The organism is Nocardioides sp. GCM10028917 (assembly GCF_042666175.1).
In the GTDB taxonomy this organism is placed as follows: Bacteria; Actinomycetota; Actinomycetes; order Propionibacteriales; family Nocardioidaceae; genus Nocardioides.
Genome location: NZ_JBHTFL010000008.1, coordinates 343,735 through 368,487, shown reverse-complemented (window position 1 = coordinate 368,487; position 24,753 = coordinate 343,735). Strand labels below are relative to the sequence as shown.

Annotated in this window: 26 protein-coding genes and 1 pseudogene; 13 read left to right on the top strand and 14 right to left on the bottom strand. The window is 72.5% G+C overall.

The window, feature by feature from the left end:
* Nucleotides 1–9 precede the first annotated feature (9 nt).
* On the bottom strand, nucleotides 10–699 hold the full coding sequence (locus tag ACFQW6_RS18275; RefSeq protein WP_378548653.1) for a hypothetical protein: 690 nt from the start codon (nucleotides 697–699) through the stop codon (nucleotides 10–12).
* A gap of 133 nt (nucleotides 700–832) precedes the next feature.
* Here ACFQW6_RS18275 and ACFQW6_RS18270 point away from each other — a divergent pair, with 133 nt between their 5' ends.
* Nucleotides 833–1,969 (top strand): sensor histidine kinase, encoded by a 1,137-nt coding sequence (locus ACFQW6_RS18270; RefSeq protein WP_378548651.1) that lies wholly within the window; start codon nucleotides 833–835, stop codon nucleotides 1,967–1,969.
* A complete protein-coding gene (locus tag ACFQW6_RS18265) occupies nucleotides 1,966–2,619 on the top strand; it encodes a response regulator (RefSeq protein ID WP_378548649.1) in 654 nt (217 codons plus the stop codon). The genes ACFQW6_RS18270 and ACFQW6_RS18265 overlap by 4 nt, the downstream gene beginning before the upstream one ends.
* A gap of 195 nt (nucleotides 2,620–2,814) precedes the next feature.
* Here the strand turns inward: ACFQW6_RS18265 and ACFQW6_RS18260 are convergent, their stop codons facing one another.
* Nucleotides 2,815–3,312 carry a GNAT family N-acetyltransferase gene (locus ACFQW6_RS18260; protein ID WP_378548647.1) on the bottom strand — a complete coding sequence of 166 codons (498 nt, stop codon included), beginning with the start codon at nucleotides 3,310–3,312 and terminating at the stop codon, nucleotides 2,815–2,817.
* Nucleotides 3,309–4,061 (bottom strand): SDR family NAD(P)-dependent oxidoreductase, encoded by a 753-nt coding sequence (locus tag ACFQW6_RS18255; protein WP_378548645.1) that lies wholly within the window; start codon nucleotides 4,059–4,061, stop codon nucleotides 3,309–3,311. The genes ACFQW6_RS18260 and ACFQW6_RS18255 overlap by 4 nt, the downstream gene beginning before the upstream one ends.
* Before the next feature lie 60 nt (nucleotides 4,062–4,121).
* Here ACFQW6_RS18255 and ACFQW6_RS18250 point away from each other — a divergent pair, with 60 nt between their 5' ends.
* Nucleotides 4,122–4,973, top strand: a complete 852-nt coding sequence (locus tag ACFQW6_RS18250) for a ParA family protein (protein WP_378548643.1) — start codon at nucleotides 4,122–4,124, stop codon at nucleotides 4,971–4,973.
* A gap of 46 nt (nucleotides 4,974–5,019) precedes the next feature.
* Here the strand turns inward: ACFQW6_RS18250 and ACFQW6_RS18245 are convergent.
* A pseudogene (locus ACFQW6_RS18245) lies at nucleotides 5,020–6,297 on the bottom strand (DEAD/DEAH box helicase); the annotation flags it as partial.
* A gap of 248 nt (nucleotides 6,298–6,545) precedes the next feature.
* On the opposite strand from ACFQW6_RS18245, the gene ACFQW6_RS18240 reads away from it, so the two are divergent.
* A complete protein-coding gene (locus tag ACFQW6_RS18240) occupies nucleotides 6,546–7,220 on the top strand; it encodes a ferritin-like fold-containing protein (RefSeq protein WP_378548641.1) in 675 nt (224 codons plus the stop codon).
* Between the two features lie 82 nt (nucleotides 7,221–7,302).
* On the opposite strand, the gene ACFQW6_RS18235 is transcribed toward ACFQW6_RS18240, so the two are convergent.
* From ACFQW6_RS18235 to ACFQW6_RS18220, 4 genes are all read right to left on the bottom strand, one after another.
* Nucleotides 7,303–7,587, bottom strand: coding sequence for a GlsB/YeaQ/YmgE family stress response membrane protein (locus ACFQW6_RS18235; protein WP_378548639.1), 285 nt, complete (start codon nucleotides 7,585–7,587; stop codon nucleotides 7,303–7,305).
* Nucleotides 7,588–7,731: 144 nt separating this feature from the next.
* Nucleotides 7,732–7,950 carry a DUF3107 domain-containing protein gene (locus ACFQW6_RS18230; RefSeq protein WP_378548637.1) on the bottom strand — a complete coding sequence of 73 codons (219 nt, stop codon included), beginning with the start codon at nucleotides 7,948–7,950 and terminating at the stop codon, nucleotides 7,732–7,734.
* A gap of 62 nt (nucleotides 7,951–8,012) precedes the next feature.
* Nucleotides 8,013–8,600, bottom strand: a complete 588-nt coding sequence (locus ACFQW6_RS18225) for a TetR/AcrR family transcriptional regulator (protein WP_378549190.1) — start codon at nucleotides 8,598–8,600, stop codon at nucleotides 8,013–8,015.
* Between the two features lie 284 nt (nucleotides 8,601–8,884).
* Complete coding sequence (locus ACFQW6_RS18220) at nucleotides 8,885–11,161, bottom strand: immune inhibitor A domain-containing protein (protein ID WP_378548635.1); 2,277 nt, start codon at nucleotides 11,159–11,161, stop codon at nucleotides 8,885–8,887.
* A 282-nt stretch (nucleotides 11,162–11,443) separates the two neighbouring features.
* Between ACFQW6_RS18220 and moeZ the strand changes: the two genes are divergently transcribed.
* Genes moeZ through ACFQW6_RS18180 form a run of 8 tightly spaced genes read left to right on the top strand, consistent with a single transcriptional unit; the run spans nucleotide 11,444 to nucleotide 17,731 of the window.
* The gene (moeZ, locus tag ACFQW6_RS18215) at nucleotides 11,444–12,643 is read left to right on the top strand and encodes an adenylyltransferase/sulfurtransferase MoeZ (protein WP_378548633.1); all 1,200 of its coding nucleotides are present in this window, start codon (nucleotides 11,444–11,446) and stop codon (nucleotides 12,641–12,643) included.
* 57 nt (nucleotides 12,644–12,700) lie between these two features.
* Nucleotides 12,701–13,495, top strand: a complete 795-nt coding sequence (locus ACFQW6_RS18210; protein ID WP_378548631.1) for a DUF4129 domain-containing protein — start codon at nucleotides 12,701–12,703, stop codon at nucleotides 13,493–13,495.
* Complete coding sequence (locus ACFQW6_RS18205) at nucleotides 13,492–13,917, top strand: hypothetical protein (protein WP_378548629.1); 426 nt, start codon at nucleotides 13,492–13,494, stop codon at nucleotides 13,915–13,917. The genes ACFQW6_RS18210 and ACFQW6_RS18205 overlap by 4 nt, the downstream gene beginning before the upstream one ends.
* The gene (locus ACFQW6_RS18200) at nucleotides 13,914–14,936 is read left to right on the top strand and encodes an AAA family ATPase (protein ID WP_378548628.1); all 1,023 of its coding nucleotides are present in this window, start codon (nucleotides 13,914–13,916) and stop codon (nucleotides 14,934–14,936) included. Before ACFQW6_RS18205 ends, ACFQW6_RS18200 begins: the two co-directional genes overlap by 4 nt.
* Nucleotides 14,933–16,213: a DUF58 domain-containing protein gene (locus ACFQW6_RS18195; RefSeq protein WP_378548626.1), complete on the top strand. Its 1,281-nt coding sequence runs from the start codon at nucleotides 14,933–14,935 to the stop codon at nucleotides 16,211–16,213. Before ACFQW6_RS18200 ends, ACFQW6_RS18195 begins: the two co-directional genes overlap by 4 nt.
* Nucleotides 16,210–16,719 carry a hypothetical protein gene (locus ACFQW6_RS18190; RefSeq protein ID WP_378548624.1) on the top strand — a complete coding sequence of 170 codons (510 nt, stop codon included), beginning with the start codon at nucleotides 16,210–16,212 and terminating at the stop codon, nucleotides 16,717–16,719. Before ACFQW6_RS18195 ends, ACFQW6_RS18190 begins: the two co-directional genes overlap by 4 nt.
* Nucleotides 16,716–17,048, top strand: a complete 333-nt coding sequence (locus ACFQW6_RS18185) for an MGMT family protein (protein WP_378548622.1) — start codon at nucleotides 16,716–16,718, stop codon at nucleotides 17,046–17,048. The genes ACFQW6_RS18190 and ACFQW6_RS18185 overlap by 4 nt, the downstream gene beginning before the upstream one ends.
* A gap of 5 nt (nucleotides 17,049–17,053) precedes the next feature.
* Nucleotides 17,054–17,731: a lysophospholipid acyltransferase family protein gene (locus ACFQW6_RS18180; protein WP_378548620.1), complete on the top strand. Its 678-nt coding sequence runs from the start codon at nucleotides 17,054–17,056 to the stop codon at nucleotides 17,729–17,731.
* A 174-nt stretch (nucleotides 17,732–17,905) separates the two neighbouring features.
* On the opposite strand, the gene ACFQW6_RS18175 is transcribed toward ACFQW6_RS18180, so the two are convergent.
* Genes ACFQW6_RS18175 through ACFQW6_RS18165 form a run of 3 tightly spaced genes read right to left on the bottom strand, consistent with a single transcriptional unit; the run spans nucleotide 17,906 to nucleotide 21,578 of the window.
* Nucleotides 17,906–19,336 carry a DUF1116 domain-containing protein gene (locus ACFQW6_RS18175; protein WP_378548618.1) on the bottom strand — a complete coding sequence of 477 codons (1,431 nt, stop codon included), beginning with the start codon at nucleotides 19,334–19,336 and terminating at the stop codon, nucleotides 17,906–17,908.
* Nucleotides 19,333–20,841 (bottom strand): FdrA family protein, encoded by a 1,509-nt coding sequence (locus ACFQW6_RS18170; protein WP_378548616.1) that lies wholly within the window; start codon nucleotides 20,839–20,841, stop codon nucleotides 19,333–19,335. The genes ACFQW6_RS18175 and ACFQW6_RS18170 overlap by 4 nt, the downstream gene beginning before the upstream one ends.
* Nucleotides 20,838–21,578 carry a DUF2877 domain-containing protein gene (locus ACFQW6_RS18165; RefSeq protein ID WP_378548612.1) on the bottom strand — a complete coding sequence of 247 codons (741 nt, stop codon included), beginning with the start codon at nucleotides 21,576–21,578 and terminating at the stop codon, nucleotides 20,838–20,840. Before ACFQW6_RS18165 ends, ACFQW6_RS18170 begins: the two co-directional genes overlap by 4 nt.
* Before the next feature lie 81 nt (nucleotides 21,579–21,659).
* Between ACFQW6_RS18165 and ACFQW6_RS18160 the strand changes: the two genes are divergently transcribed.
* Nucleotides 21,660–22,916, top strand: coding sequence for a PucR family transcriptional regulator (locus tag ACFQW6_RS18160; RefSeq protein WP_378548609.1), 1,257 nt, complete (start codon nucleotides 21,660–21,662; stop codon nucleotides 22,914–22,916).
* 6 nt (nucleotides 22,917–22,922) lie between these two features.
* Here ACFQW6_RS18160 and ACFQW6_RS18155 read toward each other — a convergent pair whose 3' ends face one another.
* The 3 genes from ACFQW6_RS18155 to ACFQW6_RS18145 form a co-directional block, all read right to left on the bottom strand.
* Complete coding sequence (locus tag ACFQW6_RS18155; RefSeq protein WP_378548606.1) at nucleotides 22,923–23,663, bottom strand: SigB/SigF/SigG family RNA polymerase sigma factor; 741 nt, start codon at nucleotides 23,661–23,663, stop codon at nucleotides 22,923–22,925.
* A 182-nt stretch (nucleotides 23,664–23,845) separates the two neighbouring features.
* Nucleotides 23,846–24,298, bottom strand: a complete 453-nt coding sequence (locus ACFQW6_RS18150; RefSeq protein ID WP_378548603.1) for a GNAT family N-acetyltransferase — start codon at nucleotides 24,296–24,298, stop codon at nucleotides 23,846–23,848.
* 20 nt (nucleotides 24,299–24,318) lie between these two features.
* The gene (locus ACFQW6_RS18145) at nucleotides 24,319–24,615 is read right to left on the bottom strand and encodes a hypothetical protein (protein WP_378548600.1); all 297 of its coding nucleotides are present in this window, start codon (nucleotides 24,613–24,615) and stop codon (nucleotides 24,319–24,321) included.
* Nucleotides 24,616–24,753: the final 138 nt, after the last annotated feature.

Here is a 24,753-nt window from a genome sequence, read left to right as displayed (position 1 = left end):
ACACGGTCGTCACGGCCGGGCGGCCACCGCGGGGGAGTGAGCGGTCGTCGTCCGAGGTGACGGGGCACGCCACAGCGACCACCCGACCAGGCCCCAGGCCAGCATCATCGGCCACATGCTCATGGCCATGGTCGACATCTCCACCAGGACCAGGCTGAGCGGCAGGTCCAGCAGGACCACCCAGGCCGCCACGCGCGGACGGAAGCCGGCGCGGAGCAGGCCGTAGCCCAGCAGGACGTTGCCGAAGATCCCGATGAGCATCGCGAAGAGGATGACGGCGAACCCGCCCTCGACCCACAGCAGCCAGTACGCCACCACGTGGCCGACGCACATCACGGCGTACCCGACGACGGTGAGGCGCCAGCCCCACCGCTCGGCCCACTGGAGCTCCTCCGGGCGCCGGCTCCACGCCGCCAGGACGCAGGCGAGAACGGCCACCACGGCGAAGAGGTAGAACTTGCCGTACGTGACGTAGACGATGTCCACGTCGGCGAAGTCGAGCAGCCAGGGTTGCAGGGCGTCCATGGAGGGCTGCGCCCACCAGGACGCCTGCGGGTTCTCGAGATCGCTGCGACCGCTCTCGGTCTGCATGCGGGCGAGCGCGTTGAGCGGTGCCAGCGGGATGCTGGCGAGGGCGAGGACGACGGCGGCGAGGCCGCAGCGTCGAACAGTGGTGTCGGAGAGCTCGGGACGGTTCATGCCAAGGACCCCCTGGTCGTGTGTGTGCTCCGACGCTAGGGACGGGAGCGGGCCGCGGCATCGGCCCGCGGGCCAGCGCTTCTCCACCTCCGGGTTGATCCTCGACCGGCTCGGATCGGCGTAACCTCCGGCCATGGAGGGGACGCACCCCGTGATCACCCGCGGCGACTGGATGGTGCCGGCCGCGCTGGCACTGCTCGGCGTGGCGGAGGTCTTCACCGTCGACGGGCTGCCACGCGCGGCGGGGATCGCATCGGTCGTCGTCCCGTGCCTCCTGCTCGTCGGGCGCCGACAGGTTCCGCTGGTGTTCGCGACGCTGGCAGCGATGGGGGTGGTGATGACCCAGCTCTTCGGCATCCCCGAGGACGCGCTGACATCGCCGCTGCTGATCCTCTTCGCGGGCTGCTTCGCCCTCGGCCGCCACGTACCGACCTGGTGGCGAGGGGCCGTTGCGGTGGTGGTGGTGGACCTGACGGTCCACTGGCAGGAGACAGCTCTCGCGGTGCCGCTCGCCGATGTGCTGTGGGTGGCCTCGCTGACGTTCGTGCCCTGGTTCTTCGGCCGCATGGTGCGCACCCACGCGGAGCAGAGCGCCCTCCTCGCGGTCCAGGCGCGGCGTCTGGTCGAGGAGCAGCGGCACGTCGCCGAGCGGGCCGTCGCCGACGAGAGACGCCGCATCGCCCGCGAGCTCCACGACGTGATCGCCCACTCGGTCAGCGTCATGGTGGTCCAGGCGGGAGCGGCGCGGGAGCTGCTCGGTCGCGACGACGAGGGGGTGGCGCGGTCGCTCGACGAGATCCAGCGTTCGGGGCGCTCGGCCCTGGGAGAGACCGGTCGCATGCTCGGGCTCTTGCGCGAGGAGGAGGAGACCGACGTTGCGCCCCAGCCCTCCGCCTCGGACATCCCGCGGCTCGTCGACGGCTTCCGCGGCTCGGGGCTCGACGTCCGCCTGCACATGGACGGCAGCACCGAAGGGCTGCCAGCCGGGCTGGACCTGTCGCTCTACCGGATCGTGGAGGAAGGGCTGACCAACGCCCTCAAGCACACCCCCGGTGCGCATGTCGGTGTCAGCTACCGACGCCGTGCCGACCGGGTCGACGTCGTGCTGGAGAGCACCTCCGGTGGCGCTCCGAGGCTCCCAGCCGGCGGGCAGGGCCTGATCGGCATGCGGGAGCGGGTCGCGGTCTTCGGCGGCTCCTTCACCGCACGACCGACCGACGAGGGCGGCTTCGTGGTGGACGTCCGGATGCCGCTGGGCGAGCCGGCATGACGAGCGTCGTGCTGGTGGACGACCAGGAGATGATCCGGATGGGCCTGCGGGTCATGCTCGAGTCGCGCGGGGTGGAGGTGCTCGGCGAGGCGCCGGACGGGCAGGCCGGCGTCGACCTCGTGCGGCGGGTGCGACCCGACGTGTGCCTGATGGACATCCGGATGCCGATCATGGACGGGATCGAGGCCACCCGCAGGATCGTCGAGGAGGAGATCCCCACGCGGGTCCTCGTGCTGACGACGTACGACCTTGACGACCTTGTCCATGCGGCCCTACGGCACGGCGCCGCCGGCTTCTTGCTCAAGAGCACGCCCCTCGACCGCATCGTCGAGGGGATCGAGGTCGTGGCGCAGGGGGAGGCGCTCCTGTCGCCCTCGCTCGTGCGGCGCCTCATCGAGCACCACCTCGCCGGGCCGTCCCCGGGCCGCGCCGACGACCTCGTCGCAGGTCTGACCGAGCGCGAGCGGGAGGTCCTCGTGCTGGTCGGCCGCGGCCGGTCCAACGACGAGGTGGCGGCCGAGCTGTTCGTCTCGCGGGCGACGGTGAAGTCGCACGTCAACCACGTGTTCGCCAAGCTCGGCATCACCAGCAGGGTCCAGGCTGTGGTGCTCTGCTACGAGCACGGGCTGGTGGTGCCGGGGCGGGCCTAGGTGTGATGCCCAGCCAGGTCGTCCAACCTTCCCCGGGCCTGCGCATTGTCGCGCCAGAGGTACGACCGTCAGTGTCTGCCACCCCGCCCGCAAGAACTGCGGCCGGACGACGGCTGCGGCACCGCCGATCGGTCGCGCGGCCGCAGTTCTTTCGCGCCGCGACGGGCGGGCACGGCGTCCACCGCGCCGCGGTGGTCAACCCACCGTCGGACCACGCACCATGCGCCGCTCGAGCCCGACGTCCTCGGGCTTCGTCGCGCCGTCGAAGGCGAAGCCGTGGCGCTCGTAGAAGCCGATCGCCCGGACGTTGCCGTCGAGGACCCAGAGGTAGGCGGGGGAGTCGCCGAGCGCCGCCTGGAGGAGGGCGTGCCCGACCCCGGTGCCGTACGACGACGCGCGCACGTAGAGCGCCATCAGCTCGAGCGGAGGGAGACCGTCATGGGGGTCGCGGCCGGCGCCGGTGCTGGAGAAGCCCACCAGCCGACCCCCGGGCGACCAGGCCAGCAGGTTGTCGCTCGAGCCGTTGGCGATGATGCCGCTCCAGCTCGCCACCCGCTCGTCGCGGCGCGCACGCCGCTCGGTGAACACCGCCGCCGGCATGAGGTCGGCGTACGCCTCCTCCCAGACGTCGAGGTGGAGGTCGGCCAGCTGCTCGGCGTCGGCGACCCGAGCCGGTGCGATGCGCACCGTCACCGGCGGCCCATGCTCTGCGTGAGCCGGAGCACGCGGTTGGGGATCGCAGTGGTGAGCACCCGGATCGCCTTGTACTGCATGCCGGGGATCGAGTAGGTGCGGCCCTTGTCGAAGTCCTTGAGCGACTCGCGGACCAGGAAGTCGACGTCGAGCCACATGAAGCCCTCGCCGCGCTTGACCTGCATCCGCTCGTGGAACTCGGTCTTGGTGAAGCCGGGGCACAGCGCCATGACGGTGACCCCGCGGGCGGCGTACTCCAGGTGCGCCCACTCGCTGAAGCTGTTGACCCATGCCTTGGCAGCGGAGTAGGTCCCGCGGGGGAGGAAGGCGGCGACGCTGGAGACGTTGATGATGCCGCCGTGGCCGCGCTCGGCCATCGCACCGAGGGCGGCGTGGCTCAGCCGCAGCACGGCGGTGACGAGGACCTCCAGCATCGCGGTCTCGTCGTCGGCGGTGTTGTCCAGGAACCGCTTCTTCAGGCCGAAGCCGGCGTTGTTGACCAGCAGGTCCACCGGTCGGTCGCGGTCGGCGAGCCGGACCTCGACCGTGGCGAGCTGCTGACGGTCGGTGAGGTCGGCGACGAGCACCTCCACCCGGACCTGGTGGGTGCGGCGCAGCTCCTCGGCCACCTCCTCGAGACGGGCGGAGTCGCGGGCGACGAGGACGAGGTCGTCGCCGCGGGCGGCGAGCTGGACGGCGTACTCGTGGCCGATGCCGGCGGTCGCGCCGGTGATCAGGGAGGTGCTCATGGCACCAGCATTTCAGGACCGCCCCACCGGCCGCGAGCCCGTCCGGCACAATTGCCGGCAATGAGCACCAAGAGCCGGGGAGCGGCCCCCGTCACGCTGGCCGTCGCCAACCAGAAGGGCGGGGTCGCCAAGACCACGTCCGTCGCCTCGATCGGCGCCGCGCTGGCCGAGCTCGGGCACCGCGTGCTGCTGGTCGACCTCGACCCCCAGGCCTGCCTGACCTTCTCCCTCGGCATCGACCCCGAGGACCTCGAGATCTCGGTGCACCACGTCCTGACCCAGGGCGTCGACCCGATCGAGGTGATCCTCGAGACCGAGGAGGGCGTCGACGTCCTGCCGGCCACGATCGAGCTCGCCCGCGCCGAGGCCGACCTCCTCACCCGCACGGGGCGGGAGCACGTCATCAAGGGCGCGCTGGAGCAGCTGGCCGAGGACCTGGAGGACTCCGAGGAGGGGCCGTACGACTGGGTGCTGCTCGACTGCCCGCCCTCGCTCGGCGTGCTGACGGTCGCCGCGCTCACCGCCGCCGACGGCGTGCTCGTGCCGCTGCAGTGCGAGACGCTGTCGCACCGCGGTGTGGGGCAGCTGCTCGACACCGTGCACGACGTGCGCCGCTTCACCAACCGCGGCCTCGAGGTCTGGGGCGTGCTCCCGACGCTCTACGACGGCCGCACCAACCACTCCCGCACGGTGCTGGAGACGATCAGCGAGACCTACGACCTCGAGGTCGTCGAGCCGCCGATCCCCAAGACGATCAAGTTCGCCGAGGCCCCGGCCGCCGGCCGGTCCATCCTCGCCACGAGTCGCAGCAGCAAGGGCGCCAACGCCTACCGCGAGGTCGCCCAGAACCTCGTCGAGCGGGCCTCCCGCCCCAAGAAGAAGGTGGCGAAGAAGCCCGCTCGCGCGAGGTGACCCGGAGGGCCGGAGGTCAGGCCTTGGGAGCCTCGACCGACTCGCCACCGCGCGTGCGGCGGCGGTTGCGGTTGCGGCGGCGGGGTGCGTCGCCGGACTTCTCCGAGGACGTGGCGTCCGAGCCGCTGCGACCCGAGCCCGAACCCGAGCCGGAGCCGGGACGACGCTCGCGCGGCGCGCGCTCCTTCTTCTCGACGGGGGCGGGGTCGACGATGCGGCCCTTGGTGCCGGCCGGGATTCCCTGGTCGTGGAAGAGATGCTCGGAGGTCGAGTAGGTCTCCTGCGGGGAGTCGAAGGGCAGGTCGAGCGTCTTGTTGATCATCTTCCAGCGGTGCAGGTCGGCCCAGTCGACGAAGGTGATCGCGGTGCCGGTCGCGCCGGCGCGACCGGTGCGACCGATGCGGTGGACGTAGGTCTTGTCGTCCTCGGGGCACGTGTAGTTGATGACGTGCGAGACGCCGCGGACGTCGATGCCGCGGGCAGCGACGTCGGTGGCGACCAGGACGCGGATCTTGTCCTCGCGGAACTTGGCGAGCGCCTTCTCGCGCGCGACCTGCGCCATGTCGCCGTGGAGCGGGGAGGCCAGGAACCCGCGCTCGGCGAGGTCGTCCGCCACGCGCTGCGCCTGGCGCTTCGTGCGGGTGAAGACGATGATCTTCTCGGCGTCCTCGGCCTGCAGGATCCGGCCGATGATCTCCGGCTTGTCGAGGTCGTGGGCCTGGTAGATGAACTGCGCGGTGGCCGGGACCATCGTGGTGTCGTAGGACGACTCGGCGCGGATGTTCATCGGGTGCCGCATGTGGATGCGGGCCAGCGAGACGATGGCGGCCGGCATGGTCGCCGAGAACAGCATCGTCTGGCGGGTCTCGGGCGTCTTCGAGATCAGCGTGATGACGTCGGGCAGGAAGCCGAGGTCGAGCATCTCGTCGGCCTCGTCGAGGACGAGCGCGTGCACGTGCGAGAGGTCGAGCGAGCGACGGTTGGCCAGGTCGATGAGCCGGCCCGGCGTGCCGACGACGATGTCGACACCGGACTCGAGCGCCTCGAGCTGGGCGTCGTAGCCGACGCCGCCGTAGACGGTGAGGACGCGGAGGCCGAGGTCCTTGCTGGCCAGGTGCAGGTCGTTGGAGACCTGGAGGGCGAGCTCGCGGGTCGGCGCGACGATCAGGGCCTGCGGCTTGCCCTGCGGCATGTCGGCGTACGCCGGGTCCTTGGGCGCGACGCTGCGCTGCAGGACCGGGATGCCGAAGGCGAGGGTCTTGCCGGTGCCCGTGCGGGCCTGGCCGATGAGGTCGGTGCCCATCAGGGCGACCGAGAGGGTCATCTCCTGGATGGCGAAGGGGGTGGTGATGCCGGCGCGGTCGAGCGCGTCGCAGATGTCGGGCAGCACGCCCAGTTCACGGAAGGTGGTCACGAGATGGTGTCGCTCTCTGCTGAGTCGGATGTCCCACGTATGCGGTCAGCCCACTCGAGAGGCCCTTGGTGGGCGAGTGCCGACCGCGCACATACAGGCGGCCACCGGCAGATACGTCGGCGGCTCGGTCACCATGATGCTATCGCTAGGCTGCGAACATGACGGAATCGCCCGACGAGGACTACCGCCGCGCCGCAGTCGACCTCCTCGGAGCGATCGCCTACGGCGAGCTGTCGGCCTTCGAGCGCCTCGTCGAGGACGGCAAGATGGCGCCCGGGATCGACGACAAGATCGCCATCGGCGCCATGGCCACCGCCGAGTTCGGGCACCTGCAGAAGCTCGTCGAGCGGCTCGAGCAGCTCGGCGCCGACCCGGCTGAGGCGATGCAGGCCTTCCGGCCGAGCTTCGACAGCTTCCACGCGCACACCGCGCCCTCCGACTACTACGAGGGCCTGATCAAGGCCTACGTCGGCGACGGGCTCGCCGCCGACTTCTACCGCGAGATCGCCGCCTACCTCGACGCCGAGACCCGCGAGGTCATCATCAGCTCGTTGCAGGACTCGGGACAGACGGCGTTCATCGTCGAACGGGTCCGCGCCGGCATCGCCGAGGACCACCGGCTCGGCGGCCGGCTGGCGCTCTGGGGGCGGCGGCTGATGGGCGAGGCCCTCACCCAGGCGCAGCGCGTCGCCGGCGACCGTGACTCCCTCACCGCGCTGCTGGCCGGGGGAGTGGACCGCCCGGGTCTCGACCTGGCCGCGCTGGGCCGGATGTTCACCCGGCTGACCGAGCTGCACACCGACCGGATGGCCCGGCTCGGCCTGGAGGCCTGAGCCGGCACCGCCGACGCGACCCAGGACGTGACGAGGCCCCGCATCCGTCGGATGCGGGGCCTCGTGCAGTGGTGCGTGCCGGTCAGGCCCGCGTGCGGGACCCGGTGTTGCGGCCGGTGACCGTCGAGGCGATCACGACCAGGACGGCCGCGGTCACGACCGCGACGATCCAGCGGACCCAGTCGATGCCGCGCGAGCCGTCGCCACCGAACAGGGAGTAGATCCAGTAGCCGAGCAGCACGCCGCCGATGCCGCACAGGATCGTGAGCCAGATCGGGATGTTGTCCTTGTCGCCCGGAGCGACGAGCTTGCCGAGCAGTCCGATGATCGCGCCGATGATGATGAGGACGATGAGATCTACGACCATGATGGGCCACCTTTCTTTGTCACGAGCTCGTGACGGGAGTGCCGACAGTGTGTGCCGGCGTGCTCATCATGTTCCCCGAAGTGGACCGGATCAATCACCACGCCGCCCGGAAGGATGGGGTGTCTCACCCCCTCCGGTGAGGCGTCAGCGGAAACCGACGGTGCTGGCGCTCGGCGACCCCAGCTCGATGTAGGCGATCTTGTCGGCCGGCACGACGACCGAGCGGCCCTTGGTGTCGGCCAGGCGCAGCACGCCGCTGGCGGACAGCGCCTCGGTCAGCCGCGCCTCGATGTCCTCGGGCGTGCTGTCGGTGTCGAGCACCAGCTCGCGCTGCGCGTGCTGCACGCCGATCTTGACCTCCACGATGTTGCTCCTCAGCTCAGGGTGTTGGGTGACGTCTCGATGATGCCGGGTGGGTGGTCGGGTCAGTGGTCGTCGGTCATCGGGTAGCCCCGGATGCCGCGCCAGGCCAGCCCGGCGATCAGGGCGGCCGCGTCGTCCTGGGTGATCTGACCACCGCCCGCGAGCCAGAACCGCGCGGACACCTGCGCCATTCCCACCAGCGACACCGCGAGCAGCTCCGAGGCCTCGTCGGGCAGGCCCGTGTCGGTGCGGATCACGTCAGCGATCATGGACGCGCACTCGGTGGTGACCCGGTCCACGCGCTCGCGCACGTCGGGCTCGCTCGTCAGGTCGGACTCGAAGACCAGCCGGAACGCGCCCTCCTCGGACGCGACGTAGCTGTAGAACACCTTCATCGTCGCCGCGACGCGGTCCCGGTTGTCGTTGGTGGAGGCGAGCGCCTCGCGGCAGTTGTCGATGATCAGGTCGCACGAGGTGTCCAGCAGTGCGAGGTAGAGGTCGAGCTTGCCGGGGAAGTGCTGGTAGAGCACGGGCTTGGACACCCCGGCCCGGTCGGCGATGTCGTCCATCGCGGCAGCGTGGTAGCCCTGCGCCACGAAGACCTCCAGCGCGGACTCGAGCAGCTGCGCGCGACGCTCCCGCCGCGGCATCCGGCCGCCGCGCGGTCGCGGGCTGAGTCCGTCGGACGTGGTGTCGGTGCTGCCTGCTGTCACGTCGTGCTCCTGATGCCGGGGGTGGTGCTGGGGGTGGTGCTGGGCGGTGCCGGGATGGTGCTGGGTCGCGGTGGCCTCGCGCCCGCAAGGTACTGCCGGGTAGGCCAGGGTGGAGCCTATCGGCAGGCGCACGTACGAGGAGGGACCCCGGTGTCCCGGAGTCCCTCCCCGCGTGTCAGTCACCGGTCAGGTGACGACCGCCGTGGCGGTCGGTGGACGCCTCAGTAGGTGACGTCCACGAGCATGTTGCGGCTGGTGCCGTCCACGCTCTTGACGGTGGCCTTGACACCCTCCGCGGCGACCTTCACCGAGTTCTGCGGGTTGGCGGCCGCGTCGTAGTAGGTCGACACGAGCGTGTCGTCGAAGGTCGCCTGCTGCGGGACGCCGCCCGAGCAGGTCTCCAGCGTGGTGTACCCGGCCGCGTTGTCGGCCGCGACCTGCTTGTGGAGGCAGGTCGGGTCGATGACGTCGAGGCCGAAGGTGGCGTCGAACGGCTCACGCCGGTTGGTCGGGCTCGTGCCGTCGGTGTAGGTGAACGAGTTCGGCGAGGCGTCGACCGGCAGGGCGTAGCCGGAGCCCGGGTGCTCCGAGGTGTTGTTGTCGGGCGCGGTGGGGTCGACGAGCCAGACGAGCATGCCGTCCTGGAACTTGAAGAACTCCACCCAGTTGGGCCGCGTGATCGCCTCGGCGAAGTTGTACGGGCCCTGCGCCAGGGTGGCGTCGTAGCCGACGTACTGGCGGTTCTCGATGAGGTAGTAGCGGTTGTCGGACACCGTCTCGGTGCCGGTCGAGCGCTTCCAGCCCTTGACCACCCAGCCGGGGGCCTCGGCCTCGACGTCGTCGGTGAAGGTGGTCCGGTCGGCCTTGATGGTGATGTTGTCGAGGAACGCGCCGGTCTCGTTCACGCCACCGTCGGTGGCGTAGCGGAACCGGAACTTCGTGGCCTGGCCGGCCGCCTTGTAGCTGAAGCGGAGGCCGCCCCAGCGCGTCTTGGTGCCGGTGAGGCCGCGACCGATCGTGGTCCAGGTGCTGCCGCCGTCGGTGGAGTACTGGGCGTAGAGGAAGTCGTAGCCCTGCTCGATGTCGTACCACGCGTCGGCGGTCACGGTGACCGAGCTCGCGGCGGGCACGTCGCGCGTCAACGTGTTGCGCAGCTCGTCGCCGCGACCGGACCACCAGGCGTAGTCACCACCGGGGATGTCGACCTGGGCCTGCGTGGTCGTGGCGGTGGGCAGGTTGACCTTGACGGCCTGGTAAGCGCCCTCGACCTGCTTCTCGGACGGGCTCAACGTGATGCTCCGGGTGCCGGCGCCCTTGTTGACCTCGGTGTACTTCAGCCAGCCGAGGAAGAGCTTCTCCTCCGGGCCGAAGCTGCCGGGGTGCGTGCCGATGCCCTCGTCGGCGCCTCCGTGACCGAGCCACGAGCCGGACGACATCGTGGTCCAGAAGGACGAGCCGTTGTCGCCGCCGTTGGTGTCGTAGAAGTCGGGCAGGCCGAGGTCGTGGCCGTACTCGTGGGCGAAGACGCCCAGGCCGCCGTTCTCGGGCTCGACGGTGTAGTCGCCGATGAAGTAGTCGGAGTCGCCGATCCGGGCGCCGCCGTTGAGGTTGGGCTTGCCAGCCACGGTCGGGCCCTCGGCGCCGGCGGTGGTCGGGTAGGCGTACCAGCGGTGCGACCAGATGGCGTCGGGGTCGGCGCCGGCCTCCTCGCCCTCGCCGGCATGGACGGCCTGGAAGTGGTCGATGTAGCCGTCCGCCTCGTCGAAGTTGCCGTCCTCGTCGAAGTCGTAGCGGTCCCACACGTCGAACTGCGACAGGTAGTCGTTGAGCTCGGCGGTCGACTTGCCGGACGAGGTGGCCCAGGAGTCAGCGGTGTCGTTGATGAAGGACCACGAGCCGCCGTCGTCCTCGACCGCGTTGTCGCCGTACGTCGACGCGTTGCCGGGGACGGTGACCCAGTCCTCGGTGGTCACGTCGACGCTGTAGGTGCCGTTGGACTGCGCCTCGTAGAAGTTCTTCATCGACTCGCCGGAGCCGTTGAAGAGCTCGTCGTAGTAGGCCTTGCCGTAGTCGGGCTCCCAGGTCGTGGAGTTGTCCTTCGTGCGGTCGGGCTTCGGGATCTCGTTGTGCAGGGGGCCGGGCGTGAGGCCGAGCTTCTTCGAGCCCTGGGTGCCGAACTGCGACAGGACCGTCCAGATCCTGTCGGTGCCGGTCTCGCCGAGCTCGACGAACTCGCCGTCGGCGACCTCGACGACCTGGCTGCCGTCAGCCAGGGTGCGGGCCGTGGCGGAGCCGTTCTCGACCATCGCGCGGGCCTTCGCCTTGAGGCGCGCCTGCTTCCTGATCTGCGGGGACGTCCGGTTGTCGGGCTTGGCGCGGACCTGGTCCGACGACGCCGGGGCGCCGTCGGAGGGGACCGCTGCCGCGGGCAGGGCGGCGAGGCCGAGGGCCAGGCACGCCGTTCCGGCCACGAGGCCGGGGAGGGACTTCTTCTTCACAGGGAGTTCTCCGTGTTCCGAGAGCGGGGGGACGGTGGTGCGTGGCCCGTGCGGGCCACCCGAAAGTGGTCACATCGAGCCACCAGCGGGTTACTCCACCCCAAGGGTGGGGCTCGTGGCAAGGAAAATCTTCGGAATACACCCCGGGGGCCGAAGATGCTCCGGCGTCGGAACCCGGCGGCCAGCGTCCGCATCGCGGGACCGGTGAAGAGGCGTGGGGGCCCACGGGGAACATGGAAGTCGTCGGTGCTGTTGCACCCACACCCGAGTCGAGGAGAAGACGTGTCGTTCCCTGCACTTGTCGAGCCCGCAGCCGAGCTCAGCACCGACGAGGTGCGCCGCTACAGCCGCCACCTGATCATCCCCGACGTGGGCATGGCCGGGCAGAAGCGGCTGAAGAACGCCAAGGTGCTCGTCATCGGCGCCGGCGGACTGGGCTCGCCCGCCCTGCTCTACCTGGCCGCGGCCGGCGTCGGCACGCTCGGCATCGCGGAGTTCGACGAGGTGGACGAGTCGAACCTGCAGCGCCAGATCATCCACGGCATGTCCGACATCGGCCGCCCCAAGGCCGAGTCCGCCCAGGAGTCGATCGCCGAGGTCAACCCCTACGTCGAGGTCGTCGTGCACAACGAGCGCCTCGACAACGACAACGTGCTGCAGGTCTTCGAGGGCTACGACCTCATCGTCGACGGCACCGACAACTTCGCGACCCGCTACATGGTCAACGACGCCGCCTACTTCCTGAAGATCCCCTACGTCTGGGGCTCGATCTACCGCTTCGACGGCCAGGCGTCCGTGTTCGCGCCGACCCTCGCCGACGACGCACCCTGCTACCGCTGCCTGTACCCCGAGCCCCCGCCGCCGGGCATGGTCCCCAGCTGCGCCGAGGGCGGTGTGCTCGGCGTGCTGTGCGCCAGCATCGGCTCGATCCAGGTCAACGAGGCGATCAAGCTGATCACCGGCATCGGCGACCCGGCCATCGGCAAGCTCGTCATCTACGACGCCCTCGAGCTCGAGTGGCGCAAGCTCAAGGTCCGCAAGGACCCGAGCTGCGCGCTCTGCGGCGACCACCCCACGGTCACCGGTCTCATCGACTACGACGCCTTCTGCGGCGCCGTCTCCGACGAGGCCGCCGAGGCCGCCGCCGGCTCGACCATCTCGGTCACCCAGCTCGAGGCGATGCTCAAGGAGCGCGAGGAGGGCACCCGCGACTTCGAGCTCATCGACGTCCGCGAGCCCAACGAGTTCGAGATCAACCGCATCCCGGGCGCCAAGCTGATCCCCAAGGGCGAGTTCCTCAACGGCAACGCCCTCGGCGACCTGCCCAGCGACAAGCCGATCGTCCTGCACTGCAAGTCGGGCGTCCGGTCCGCCGAGGTGCTCGCCATCGTCAAGGGCGCGGGCTACGGCGACGCCGTGCACGTGGGCGGCGGCGTCGTGGCGTGGGTCAGCCAGGTCGACCCGAGCCAGCCGGCCTACTGACACCGCTGCACCCAGCGCTCCCTCGCCTGGCGCGACCCCGTCACCTAGGGTCGCGCCATGCGTGCGTTCGGGGAGTGGTCGCCGGGCCTGCGCGCCGTGCTGGCCGTGGGCGGGACGACGCTGTTCATGGTGCTGGTCGCCTGGGCGACGCTGCTGGGTCCGGACGAGGTGTTCACCGGTCCGGGGCCGGTACCGGCCACCACCACGACGGAGACGTGCATCCCGCTGCCCGTGACCACGGCCGCTGACGGCTCGACGGCCGTCGAGATCCCGGACGACCTGGCCGATCGTCCCTACTGCGAGCCGCCGCCCGAGTTCGGCGGCGGCGCGGAGGGGGACGCCACCGAGACGGCGGCGCCCCAATGGGTCGGCGTGCTCACGGGGCTCATGCTGGCGGCGGCCGCCGTCAGTGGGCTCGCGGTCCTGGCGTGGCTCGTCGCCATCGTCCTGCGCGAGCTGCGGGCCTATCGCCTCCGCCAGGACGAACGCACAGCAGTCGCTTTCACCGTGCTCGACGAGCCGTCCCGGGTGGCGCAGCAGGTGACGGACGACGCCACGGAGCAGGAGTCGCTGCTGCGCGAGGGAGACCCGCGCAACGGCATCGTCGCCGCCTGGCACCGCTTCGAGCTCCAGGGAGAGCGGGCGGGAGTCGCCCGGCGGGCGTCCGAGACGTCGTCGGAGTACGGCCTGCGCATCCTCGACCTGGCCGAGGCCGACAACGGCTCGGTGAACCGCCTCGCCGAGCTCTACCGGGAGGCCAGGTTCTCCGACCACCCGGTCACCGAGGAGCACCGCGAACGCGCGCTCGCCGCCCTCGCCGACATCCGGCGCAGCCTCGGGGCGCGGGCATGATCCGGGTCCCCGTCCGCTGGCGCGGGCGAGCGGCCCGCGGCGTCGTGCTGGCCGGGGCCGGTTTCGTCGTCGCGACCTGGCTGGACATGGAGCCCCAGCCGCTGCCGTACGTCGTGTGGTCGGTCGTCGTGCTGGCGACGGCGTACCTCGTCATCGACACGGTCGACGTCCCGGCCGTGGAGTGGGAGCAGGGACCGCAGCCGACGGACCGGGTCGACGAGGCCTCCTCCGACCTCCGCGTCCTCTCCAGCCACGTGCAGTCCGACCAGCCGTCCGACGCCGTCGCCCACCGGCTCGTGGCGCTCGCCCGCGCTCGCGACCCCGGCCTCGGCGAGACCGTCCGGCGCGAGCTCGCCGACACCCGTCGGCTCGCGCCGGCCGACATCGACCGCATCCTGACCCGAATCGAGGACGTCCCGTGAACGACGTCGACCCCAGCACCCATCCGGTCGAGCCCCTGCAGCTCCTGGAGCCCGCGCAGGTCGCCGGGTTCGCCGAGCGCGTCCTCGACGAGGTGGCCCGCGCGGTCGTGGGCAAGCGCGAGGTGCTGTCGCTGGTGCTGGCCGGCATCCTGGCGAAGGGACACGTGCTGCTCGAGGACTTCCCGGGCCTGGGCAAGACGCTGGCGGCGCGATCCTTCGCAGGTGCCCTAGGCCTGGAGTTCTCCCGGGCGCAGTTCACCCCGGACCTGTTGCCGGCCGACCTCACGGGCTCCTACGTCTACGACCAGCGCCGGGCGGAGTTCGAGTTCCGCCCGGGACCGGTCTTCGCCGGCCTGCTGCTCGCCGACGAGGTGAACCGGACCCCGCCGAAGACCCAGGCCGCGCTCCTCGAGGCGATGCAGGAGGGCCAGGTCACGGTCGAGGGGAAGACCCACCTGCTGCCGAGCCCGTTCCACGTCCTGGCCACCGCCAATCCCGTCGAGTACGAGGGCACCTACCCGCTGCCCGAGGCGCAGCTGGACCGCTTCCTGCTGCGCGTCGCGTTCGGGTACCCCACCGCCGGCGAGGAGCACGACGTCCTGCGGCGCCGCCTCGACCGGCAGCGCGAGGAGGTCGACATCGCCCAGGTCACCGACGCCGCCGGGCTGGCCGCCGCGCAGGCCGCGGTCGAACGGGTGGTGGTGGACGAGTCCGTGGCGCGCTACTGCGTGGACCTCGCCGTCGCGACGCGCTCCCACTCCGACGTCCTCACCGGTGCCTCGCCGCGCGGCAGCCTCGGCCTGGTGCTGACCGCCCGGGCCTGGGCGGCGATCCGCGGCCGCGACTTCGTCGTCCCGGAGGACGTCAAGGTCGTCTCCCGTGCCGTGCTGGCGCACCGGATCACGGTCAGGCCGGACCTCTGGATGACCGAGGCGTCCGGCTCGCGGGTGGTCGACTCCGTGCTGGCCTCGGTCGAGACGCCGCGCACGCTGGAGGCGCACCGGGGCGGCCGCCCGTGACCTCGTGGCGGCCGACTCCCGCGCTCGTGCGCGCCTGCCTGCTCGGGCTCGGCGGCGTGAGCGTCGGGATCGTGCTGGGCCAGGAGGTGCTGGCGGTGCTGGGCGCCCCGTTCGTGGTCCTCGCCGCGACCGGGCTCGCGGGCCGTCCGCGCCGGAGTCCGCAGGTCGCCTCCCGCCTCGACCACCGGCGCCTGCACGAGGGGCAGGGGGCCACGTCCCGCCTCGACGTCGACGACCTCGCCGGGGTCGAGCACGTCACCCGGGTCGCGGCCCACGCCGCCCACGTCGCCGCCTCGCCGACGTACGGCGCGGTCGGCTCCCTCGCCGACCGGGGACTGCCGACCATCGACTTCAGCCCGCGTCGGTGGGGGCGCCGCGCCGTGGGCGCCGAGCGCGTCGCGCTCACCAGCCCGTGGGCGGGCTGGCGCTGGGGTCCGGTGCACCTCCCCGAGACCAGCCTGGTCGTGCTGCCCAGGACGGCGCCGTACGACACCCGGGCCGAGGTGCCCCAGCCCGACGGCCTCGTCGGGCGGCACCGCTCGCGTCGGGTGGGCAGCGGCAGCGAGTTCGAGGGCATCCGACCCTTCGCCACCGGCGACCGGCTCAAGCGGATCAACTGGCCGGTCTCGTTGCGGACCGGCGAGCTGCACGTCGTCACCACGCGCGCCGAGCAGGACGCCGGGGTGTGGCTCCTCGTCGACGCCCTGCGCGACATCGGCGTCTCGGGCGGGATCGACGGTCGCGCCAGCACGCTCGACCTCACCGTGCGCGCGGCTGCGGCCCTGGCCGAGCACCACGTCCGCACCGGTGACCGGGTCGGGCTGCTCGTCGTCGCCGCCAACGGCGCGCGGGTGCCGCTCGGGTCGGGACCGCGCCACCTGCAGCGGCTGCTCGGCACCCTCGCCCGCATCCGCACCGACGCACGCAGCACCCCGCCGGAGCGCCTCGACCTCGGCACCGAGTCCGGGAGCGTGGTCCACGTCCTGTCGCCGATGCTGTTCACGCCGCTGGTCACCGCGACGGCCAGCCTCCAGCGGGGCGGGACGTCGGTCGTCGTCGTCGACACCCTCGGCGACGCCCTGACCGAGCCCGACGGTGCCGACCGGCTCGCCCTGCCGAGCCTCGCCATGCGGATGCAGAAGATCGAGCGCGACGACCGGCTCCGACGCCTGGCCGCGCTCGGTGCGCCCGTGGTGCCGTGGCGCGGACCGGGCACCCTCGACACCGTCCTCCACCAGCTGTCGCGCCGCGCGCAGGTGCCGCGGGTGCGTGCGTGATGCGCCTCCTGCGTCCCGGCGTGGTCCCCTCGGTGGTTGTACTGCGGGCGCTGCTCCTCGTGCTGCCGTGTGCCGCGCTGGCGCTGGCACTGCCGGAGGTGCCGCACGGACTGGTGGTCGCCGGGGTCGTGCTGTCCGCGGCGTCCTGGGCGTGGTTCCCCGACCACCCCGTCGGGGTCGCGCCACTCGCGCTCGTCGCCGGCTGGTGGGCGGTCCACGACGTCGTGGACTGGCGGCTGCTGGTGGTCGGCGTGCTGCTCACCACCGCGCACGTCGTCGCCACTGTGGTGTCGTACGGCCCCCCGACGCTCGCGATCGACCCGCGCCTGGCGCGGCTGTGGCTCGCCCGGGCCGGGCTGGCGCTGGTGCCGCTCCCGGTGACCTGGCTGGCCGTCCGCGGCCTCGACCCGCGTCTGGCCCCGTCGTGGCTGTGGCTCCTCGCCGGCGCGACAGCGGTCGCCCCGCTGGTCGTCACCGCCCGCCTGGTCCGGCCGGAGCAGTCATGACGACCGAGGAGGAGCGCGAGCTGTACGCCGAGCTGGTGCTGCAGTGCGCCGAGTCGGTCCCGCGCGGTCGCGCGACGACGTACGGCGCCATCGCCGACGTCGTGGGTGAGCGGCTCGGGCGGGGCGGTCCACGCCTGGTCGGGTCGGTGCTGGCCGCTCACGGCGGCGGCGTGCCGTGGTGGCGGGTGGTCCGCGCGGACGGCTCCCTGCCGCCCTCGCACGGCGAGGAGGCCCGGCAGGCCTACCTCGAGGAGGCCACCCCGTTGCGGCCGAGCGGGTCCGTGGATCTGACACGGGCGTTCTGGTCGCCGCGCCTCGGGGCACAATGACCGCCATGCTCTACACGGTCGCGCACGGAGTCATCCCCCCGCTCGCCCGTGCCGTGTGGCGCCCCGTGGTCGAGGGGCTGCACCACGTGCCCGCCACCGGACCCGTCATCGTGGCGAGCAACCACCTGTCCTTCTTCGACAGCGTCGTCATCCCGGTCGTCGTCCCGCGCAAGGTCGTCTTCCTCGCCAAGTCCGACTACTTCACCGGCACCGGGGTGAAGGGGGCGCTGACGCGGGCGTGGTTCGAGGGCCTGGGCATGCTGCCCGTCGACCGCGACGACACCAAGGCGGCGATCGCCAGCCTCGACACCGCGCTCGAGGTGCTCCGGCGCGGGGAGGCGTTCGGCATCTACCCCGAGGGCACCCGCTCGCGCGACGGGCGGCTCTACCGCGGTCGCACCGGCGTGGCGCACCTCGCCCTCACCGCCGGCTGCCCGGTCCTGCCGGTCGGCCTCCTGGGGACCGAGGAGATCCAGCCGGTCGGCGCGAGCCGCCCGCGGCTGGGCAAGGTCGACGTCACCGTGCGGGTCGGCGAGCCGATCACCGTCGCCGACGAGTACGACGGCGTGCCGAGCGGCCGCGCCCGTCGTGACCTGACCGACCGGATCATGGCCGCCATCGGGGGCCTCACCGGTCAGGAGCCGGCCGGCGTCTACAACGAGCGGCCGGCCTCCCCGGCCTGACCTGACCCCTGAGCTCGTAGCCGCTGTGGACGCCCGGGTGGGCGGTGGCTGAGGGGGAGTCCGGCGGCCGGGAACCCCCCTCACGCACCGCCGGGTGGTGTGTCGTACACCGACGCCCGGGTGGGCGGTGGCTGAGGGGGAATCCGGCGGCCGAGAACCCCCCTCACGCACCGCTCAGGTGGTCGGGACCTCTGCAGCGAGCGCGGCGAGGGCCTTCGGGAAGATCTCCGCGGGCGGGGTGACGAGCCCGGCGCCCACCTGGCCCACGCCCGCGACCTTGCCGGCCATGCCGGTGTTGATCTGCGGCAGGATCCCGGTGCGGCACACCTTGGTGACATCGATGCCGGTGGGCGTGCCCATGAACTCCAGGACGGGCACCGACCAGCGGGGGTTCTCCGCCAGGGTGATCTCGTGCATCCGCCGGGTGGTGGCGAGCGCGTCGGGCACGGTCCCGCCGACGAGGCGGACGATCGCCGGGGCGGTCGCCATCGCGAAGCCGCCGATGCCGGCGGTCTCGGTGATGGCGGAGTCGCCGATGTCGGCGTTGGCGTCGTCGGGGCCGTAGTCGCCGAGGAAGAGGCCTTCGGCCACCTGCGCCGGTCCGGTGAACCACTCGTCGCCGGTGTTGGAGACCTGGATGCCGAAGTCGGTGCCGTTGCGCGCCATGGCCACGACCATCGTCGAGCCCGGCACGTCGCGACCGGCGTCCAGCGCGAGCTTGCACGCCGGCATCGCGAGGTTGAGGAAGAAGTGGTCGTTGCCGCCGACGAAGCGCAGGACGTCGGCGACGTCCTTGCTGTCGAAACCGGCGTCGGACCCGCCGCTGACCATGGCGGGGGAGAGGTCGCGCAGCAGCATCAGCGTGCCGGCGCGGTTGCGGTTGTGCGCCTCGTCGCCCATCTGCAGCATCTGGGTGAGGATGCCGGTGACGTCGGGCGCCTCCTCGGTGCCGCGCACGGCGACCTGGAGCAGGGGGCCGAGCACGTCGCCCATCCAGCGCAGCCGGGTGAGCACCTCGGACGAGTACGCGCCGTAGCGCAGCACCTTGCCGAGCCCCTCGTTGAGGGAGCAGTACGTCCGGCGCCCGGTCGCGCGGTCCTCGAGGACCCACATCCACATGGACGGCGTGACGACGCCGGCCATCGGGCCGACGGCGCTGCGGTGGTGGCACGGCTCGAGGCTGACGGAGCTGCCGGCCTCGAAGAGCGCGGCGGCGTCCTCGGGGTCGTCGACGAGCCCCTCGAGGGCGGCGCCGCCCATGAGTGCGCCGCGCAGGGGGCCGGACGTCCGCTCCCACTCGATGGGCGGGCCGGCGTGGAGGAACTGGCCCTTCTCGAGGCCGAGCACCTCGGAGGCGGGCGCGACGTCGACGAGGTGGGCGGTGACGCCGAGCATCGCCTCGACCGCACGGCGGTTGGCGTCGGAGCGACGGGGATCGGTGGCGATCGTCGCGAGGTCTGCCTCGGTGCCCGGCATCGGCGGGCGCCAGTCGACGCGCTCGACGTCGACGGCCTGACCGGCCACGGAGTCGGCGAACATGTCGGCGCCGCAGGTGACGACCGCGGGGGTGGAGGCGCCGACGGTGACGACGGGGGGCTGGCTCATCGGGCCGCTCCTTCGATCAGCTGGATGGCGCGGCGGGTGGCGCTCGCGTTGGAGAGGTGGACCTCGGCGCCGGCGGCGACGAGGGCGTCGCGCTGGGCGTCGAGGCCCTGCGGGTCCAGGTCGGTGCCGACCAGGCTGACGACCACCGGTACCTGACGGTCCCGGCGGGCGGCCGCGATCGCCGGGGCGAGGAGGGCGGCCGGGTCGGGCTCGGCGCCGTGGCCGAGCACGAGGTCGAGCAGGATGACACCGGTCGCTGGGTCGGCGGCGGCCCTGGCCAGCTGCTCGTTGCGCAGGGTCGGGTCGATCATGGGGTGCGCGCGTCCCTGGGTGAGCGCGTCGTCACCGAAGTCGACCATCGTGTGGTCGTCCACGAGCAGGTCACCGTGCGGGTCCGGGTCCAGCGCGAGGTCGTCGGAGAGCGGGATGTTGCTGCGGACCGGCCCGAGGGCCGCGGACGCCATCAGCATCGACTCGTCGCAGAGCGTGCCGCCGACGAAGAGCCCGCGCAGCAGCGGCCCGGTCGCGGGACCGGTGTTGTGGGCGCCGTGGACCGGCCACTCCGGCGGCGTGTGGCCGAGCCGCTCCAGCACGGCCTCGGCGACCGCGGTGAGGTCGCGCTGGCCGCGGCCGAGCAGGCCCAGCTCGACGGGCGTGTCGAACGCCCCGGTCTCCTTCGTGAGTGCCTCCGCGACCTCCGGCGCCGGGGGCTTGGACACCACCACGACCAGGTCGACGTCGGGGTCGGCGTCGAGGCGGCGCAGGGCCTCCCGGGTCGCGAGCCCGCCGACGGCTGCCGACAGGTCGCGACCGCCGACGCCGAGCGCGTGGCGCACCCCGACCCCCTCGGCCGTCCCGCCGGCGTGGTGGAGGAGGGCGAGGAGCTGCTGGCAGCCGGTGCCGGAGGCAGCGACGATGCCGATCCGTCCGGGACGGACCGCGTTGGCGAAGCCGAGCCCGACGCCGTCGACGACCGCGGTGCCGCAGTCCGGCCCCATGACCAGCGCGCCGCGGGAGGCGGCGTACCGCTTGAGGGCGACCTCCTCGGTGACCGGCACGTTGTCGCTGAAGACCATCACGTCGTGGCCGGCCTCGAGCGCGTCCATCGCCTCGACGGTGGCGCTGGCGCCGGGCACCGAGACGAGCGCGATCGCGCCGGTGGCCGCGCGCCGCAGGGCGCTCCCGGTGGTGCGCGGCGGCGCGACCGTCGTGTCGCCACCCGTGGGGCGGACGGGCGTGAGCGCCGCGTCGACCGCAGCGAGGGCTGCCGAGACGTCGGCGTCGGCGTCGAGGCGGAGGGCGACGACCATGTCGTTGGGGGAGGAGCCGGGCACGTCGAAGCCCATCCCCTCGAGCACCTCGAGGTTGAGGCCGGTCGCCATCGCGACCTGCGCGGTCACGACGCCGGGGGTGGCCTGCACGGCCCGGCTCACCTGCAGCAGCGTCACCGAGTCGGCGTACGCACCGCTGCGGAGCTCGACGTGGTCCTTGGTCGGCGTGGTCATGCAACCCTCCGGGATGTGGTGTGGTCCTCGATCGATGCCAGGGCGAGCCCCGCGCCGGCGAGGAGGCCGGCGCCCGAGGTGGCGCCGACGGCGAGCAGCGCGTCCGCGGCGGAGTCGGTGGGGTCGGCGAGCCAGTCGGCGAGCTGGGGCAGCGCCTCGCCGCGGATCGCGCAGTCGAGCAGCGTCGCGGACAGCAGGGTCGTGGTGTGCAAGCGACCTCGTACGGCCGTGGCCAGCACGTCGTCGGGTCGTCCCAGGGCGGCTCGGGCGGTGAACCACCCGGCCAGCACGTCGTCTCCGAGCGGCGTCAGGCCGGGCCCGCGCCCGACGAGGCGGTCGAGGTGGGCAGGGGTGAGGCCGCCGTCGGCGGGGAGGTCGAGGCCGTCGAGCTCGGACGTGGTCGCGTCCGCCGGTCGGGGCGACGGCTCCTCGTGACGTCCCACGCGGGCCGTGCGCGGGTCGACGAGGCGGGTGATCCGGACCGCCAGGTCGCCGACCACCAGCGCCCCGCGGTGCACCTCGGCGACCGGGTCGAGGGCGTCGAGGTCGGGCAGCGTCGACCAGAGCGCGCACGGCACGCGGGTCGCCGTCGCCGACACGAGGCCGAGGCACCAGCCGTCGAGGTCGACGTACAGGGCGGTGCTGCTGCGGTGGACGACCCGGCGTGGGCCGTCGGAGGCTGCACGGAGCCGATCGTGCACCCGCAGCGGCGCCGCGACGGGGATCGGTCCGGACATCACTCCCCAGACGCTAACGGCTCGTGCGACACTCGCGAATGTGAGAACTTGTCGGACCAAGGGGTGAATGTGCGCCAAGACTTGATAAGCGACCCGGAGGCCGTGGCCGCGCTGGAGCGCGCCGACGCGCTCCACACCGCCCTCACCCACATCGTGCTCGAGGGCGGCGACCTCGCCGCGATCGCGGAGGCCGTCGGTGACGCGTTGGGCTGCGGCGTCGTCTTCACCTCGACCGACGGCCGCGAGCGCGCCGCGCACCTCGACGAGGCGCAGCGGGCGGCGATGGCGGGCGCCGACCTCCTCGACCCCACCGGCCGCGTGCGGGTCGAGCGCATCGACCCCGAGGGCACGGCCGTGGGGAAGGGCGAGGCGCTCGTGCGCCGGGTGGTCGCGGCCGGCGTCGACCTCGCGCGGCTGGTGGCGCTGCGCCCCGACGGCACGATCCACTCCTCCGACGTGCAGGCGCTCGAGCGGGCCGCGATCGTGGCCGCGCTGCTCGTGACGCGCGTGGAGGCGATCACAGCCGTGGAGAACAAGTACCGCGGCGACTTCCTGCGCGACGTGTTCCTCGACCGGGCCGGCGAGGACGAGTACGTCGCCGAGCACGCGCAGGCGTTCGGCTGGCACCTGGACCGCCCGGTGATGGTCGTGGTGGCGGTGCTCGACCCCGACGCGATCGCCTCGCTCGCTCCCGACCCGGAGGAACGGCGCGCCTGGCAGGACCGCTTCGCCCACGCGTGGCGGCAGGTCTCGGCGACGGTGGACGCCACGATCGCGTCGGTCGCCTTCAGCCGGGAGGTGGTGACGCTGGTGCCCGTCGACCCGGCCGACCCCGCCGACGCGCACGTCGCCGTGGACCGGATCATCGCCGCCGTGCGTGGCGACCGCGGCGGCGGCCGGATCGCCTTCTCGGCCGGGGTCAGCCGCGTCTCCCACGGTCTCGGCGAGCTGCCCGAGGCGTTCCGCCAGGCGCAGCGCGCGGTCGAGATCGGGCGCCGGGTGCACGGCGGGGGATCGGTGACCCGCTTCGACCAGCTCGGCCTCCACCGGCTGCTCGCCCTCGTCCCGGACAGCTCCGAGCTGACGTCGTTCGCCGCCGACGTCCTCGGCCCGCTCGCCGAGCGCACGCCCGAGGCGGCCGACCTCCGCGAGACGCTCCAGGTGCTGCTCGACACCAACTTCAACGTGGCCGAGGCGGCTCGCGCCCAGTTCTTCCACTACAACACGATGCGCTACCGCGTCGGCAAGCTGCAGCGGATCCTCGGCCCCGTCGCCACCGACCCCCACCTGCGCCTCGACGTCGCCGTCGCGCTGCGGGCGTTGGAGATCGTGGGCTAGGCGGGCTCAGGCTGCCGGTCGGGAGTCGTCCAGGCCGGCCCGCAGCTGGGTCATGAGGCGCGCGAGGATGCGTGAGACCTGCGCCTGCGTGAGCCCGACGGCCTCGGCGATGTCCTGCTGGCTGCGCTCCTCGTAGAAGCGCAGGAAGAGGATCCGACGCTCGCGGGCGGGCAGCTCGGCGATCAGCGGCTCGAGCACCACCTTGGCCTCGACGGCCTCGACCGTCGTGTCCTCCTCGCCGATCATGTCGCCGAGCGTCGTGGCGACGTCGTCGAGCGGCGTGTCCAACGAGGTGGGCGTGAAGCAGCCGTCGGCGGCCAGGGCCTCCACCACGTCGTCGAGATCGACCTCGAGGTGGCTCGCCACCTCGCTGGGACGCGGTGAGCGGCCGAGCGCCTGCTCGAGCTGGGCCTGGGCCCCGCTGATCCGCGACTGGAGCTCCTGCACGCGGCGCGGCGGACGAACCACCCAGCCGAGGTCGCGGAAGTGGCGCCGCAGCTCGCCCCGGATGGTGGGGACTGCGAACGACAGGAAGTCGTGGCCCAGGTCGGGGTCGAAGCGGTGGGCGGCCTTGGTGAGGCCCAGCAGCGCGACCTGCTGGAGGTCCTCGAGCTCGATGCCGCGGTTGCGGTAGCGGGTCGCCATCGAGGTCGCGACGTCGAGGTGGTCCTCGACGAGCCGTCGGACGGCCTCGGACGTGCCGGGCGGGCTGGTGGGACGTTCAGGGGCGAGGGACGCGGTGGTCACGTTGTCGCTCTTCCGTGCACGGGTGGGTACTCGCCGTTGGTCTCCAGCGAGATGAACGGGAGCAAGAAGATGCCACAGGTCTGGACCGGTGCCACACACCCCCCCGGGCGAGATCTCACGGGAGTGGGGTCACCGTCTGGTGACGGTCGCTGGGTGACCGCCTCCACCAGCGGGTGGGAGGGTCAGAGGACCTTCTCGTAGAACACCAGCGTGACGCCGTCGTCGGTGGCGTGGTGGGTCCGGAGGTAGCCGATGCGCTCGTAGAGCGCCTGGTTCTCGACCATCGTCACGTGGGTGAAGAGGCGGATGCGCGTGCAGCCGCGGGTGGCGGCGCGGGCCTCGGCCAGCTCGAGCAGGGCCCGGCCGATGCCGCGGCCGCGGTGGGAGGGGAGGACGGCGACGTTCTCGAGGACCAGCACGTCCGACCCCTCGCCGGCGAGCACGACGAAGCCGACCGGGGACCCGTCCAGGAGCGCCAGCCACGTCTCGCACTCCTCGACGGCGGCGGCGTAGTCGGCGTCCAACGGGCCCGGGCGTTGCCCGCCCATCCGCGGCAGGTAGGGCGAGTACGCCGCCGACGCGATGCGGTGCAGCGCAGGCGCGTCGGCGGCGTCGGCCCGACGGAGGTCGGTCACCCCGCGAGTGTGGCAGCGGCTCAGCCCTTGGTGCCGTTCTTGCTGCCGTTGCACGCGGTGCCGGGGTGCTCGCCGATGGTGGCGAGGAAGTCCCGGATCTCCCGGGGGATGCTGCCCCAGTTCTGCACGACACCGGGCTGGACCGGTGCCTCGAAGTCCATGTCGTCGAGGCCCGAGAACGCACAGATCGAGTTCGCGTTGTAGCCGTTGATCGGGGTCGGGTTGCCGTTGCCCGTGATCTCGCCGGCGGACGCGGCCGTGCCGGTCGCTGCCACGGTCGCCAGGGCCACGACGGTCGTTGCCAGGATCCTTCTCATCTCATCTCCTTGGGGGATCGTGCGTCCGGGCGCCCGAGAGGACGCGGCGGCGACGCTAGGGCGCGGGACGCCGTCGGCGGCGGGACCGCCCACGGACATGACCGAAAGTGGTGAGGTCACCGGCGCGGCTCGACCCGC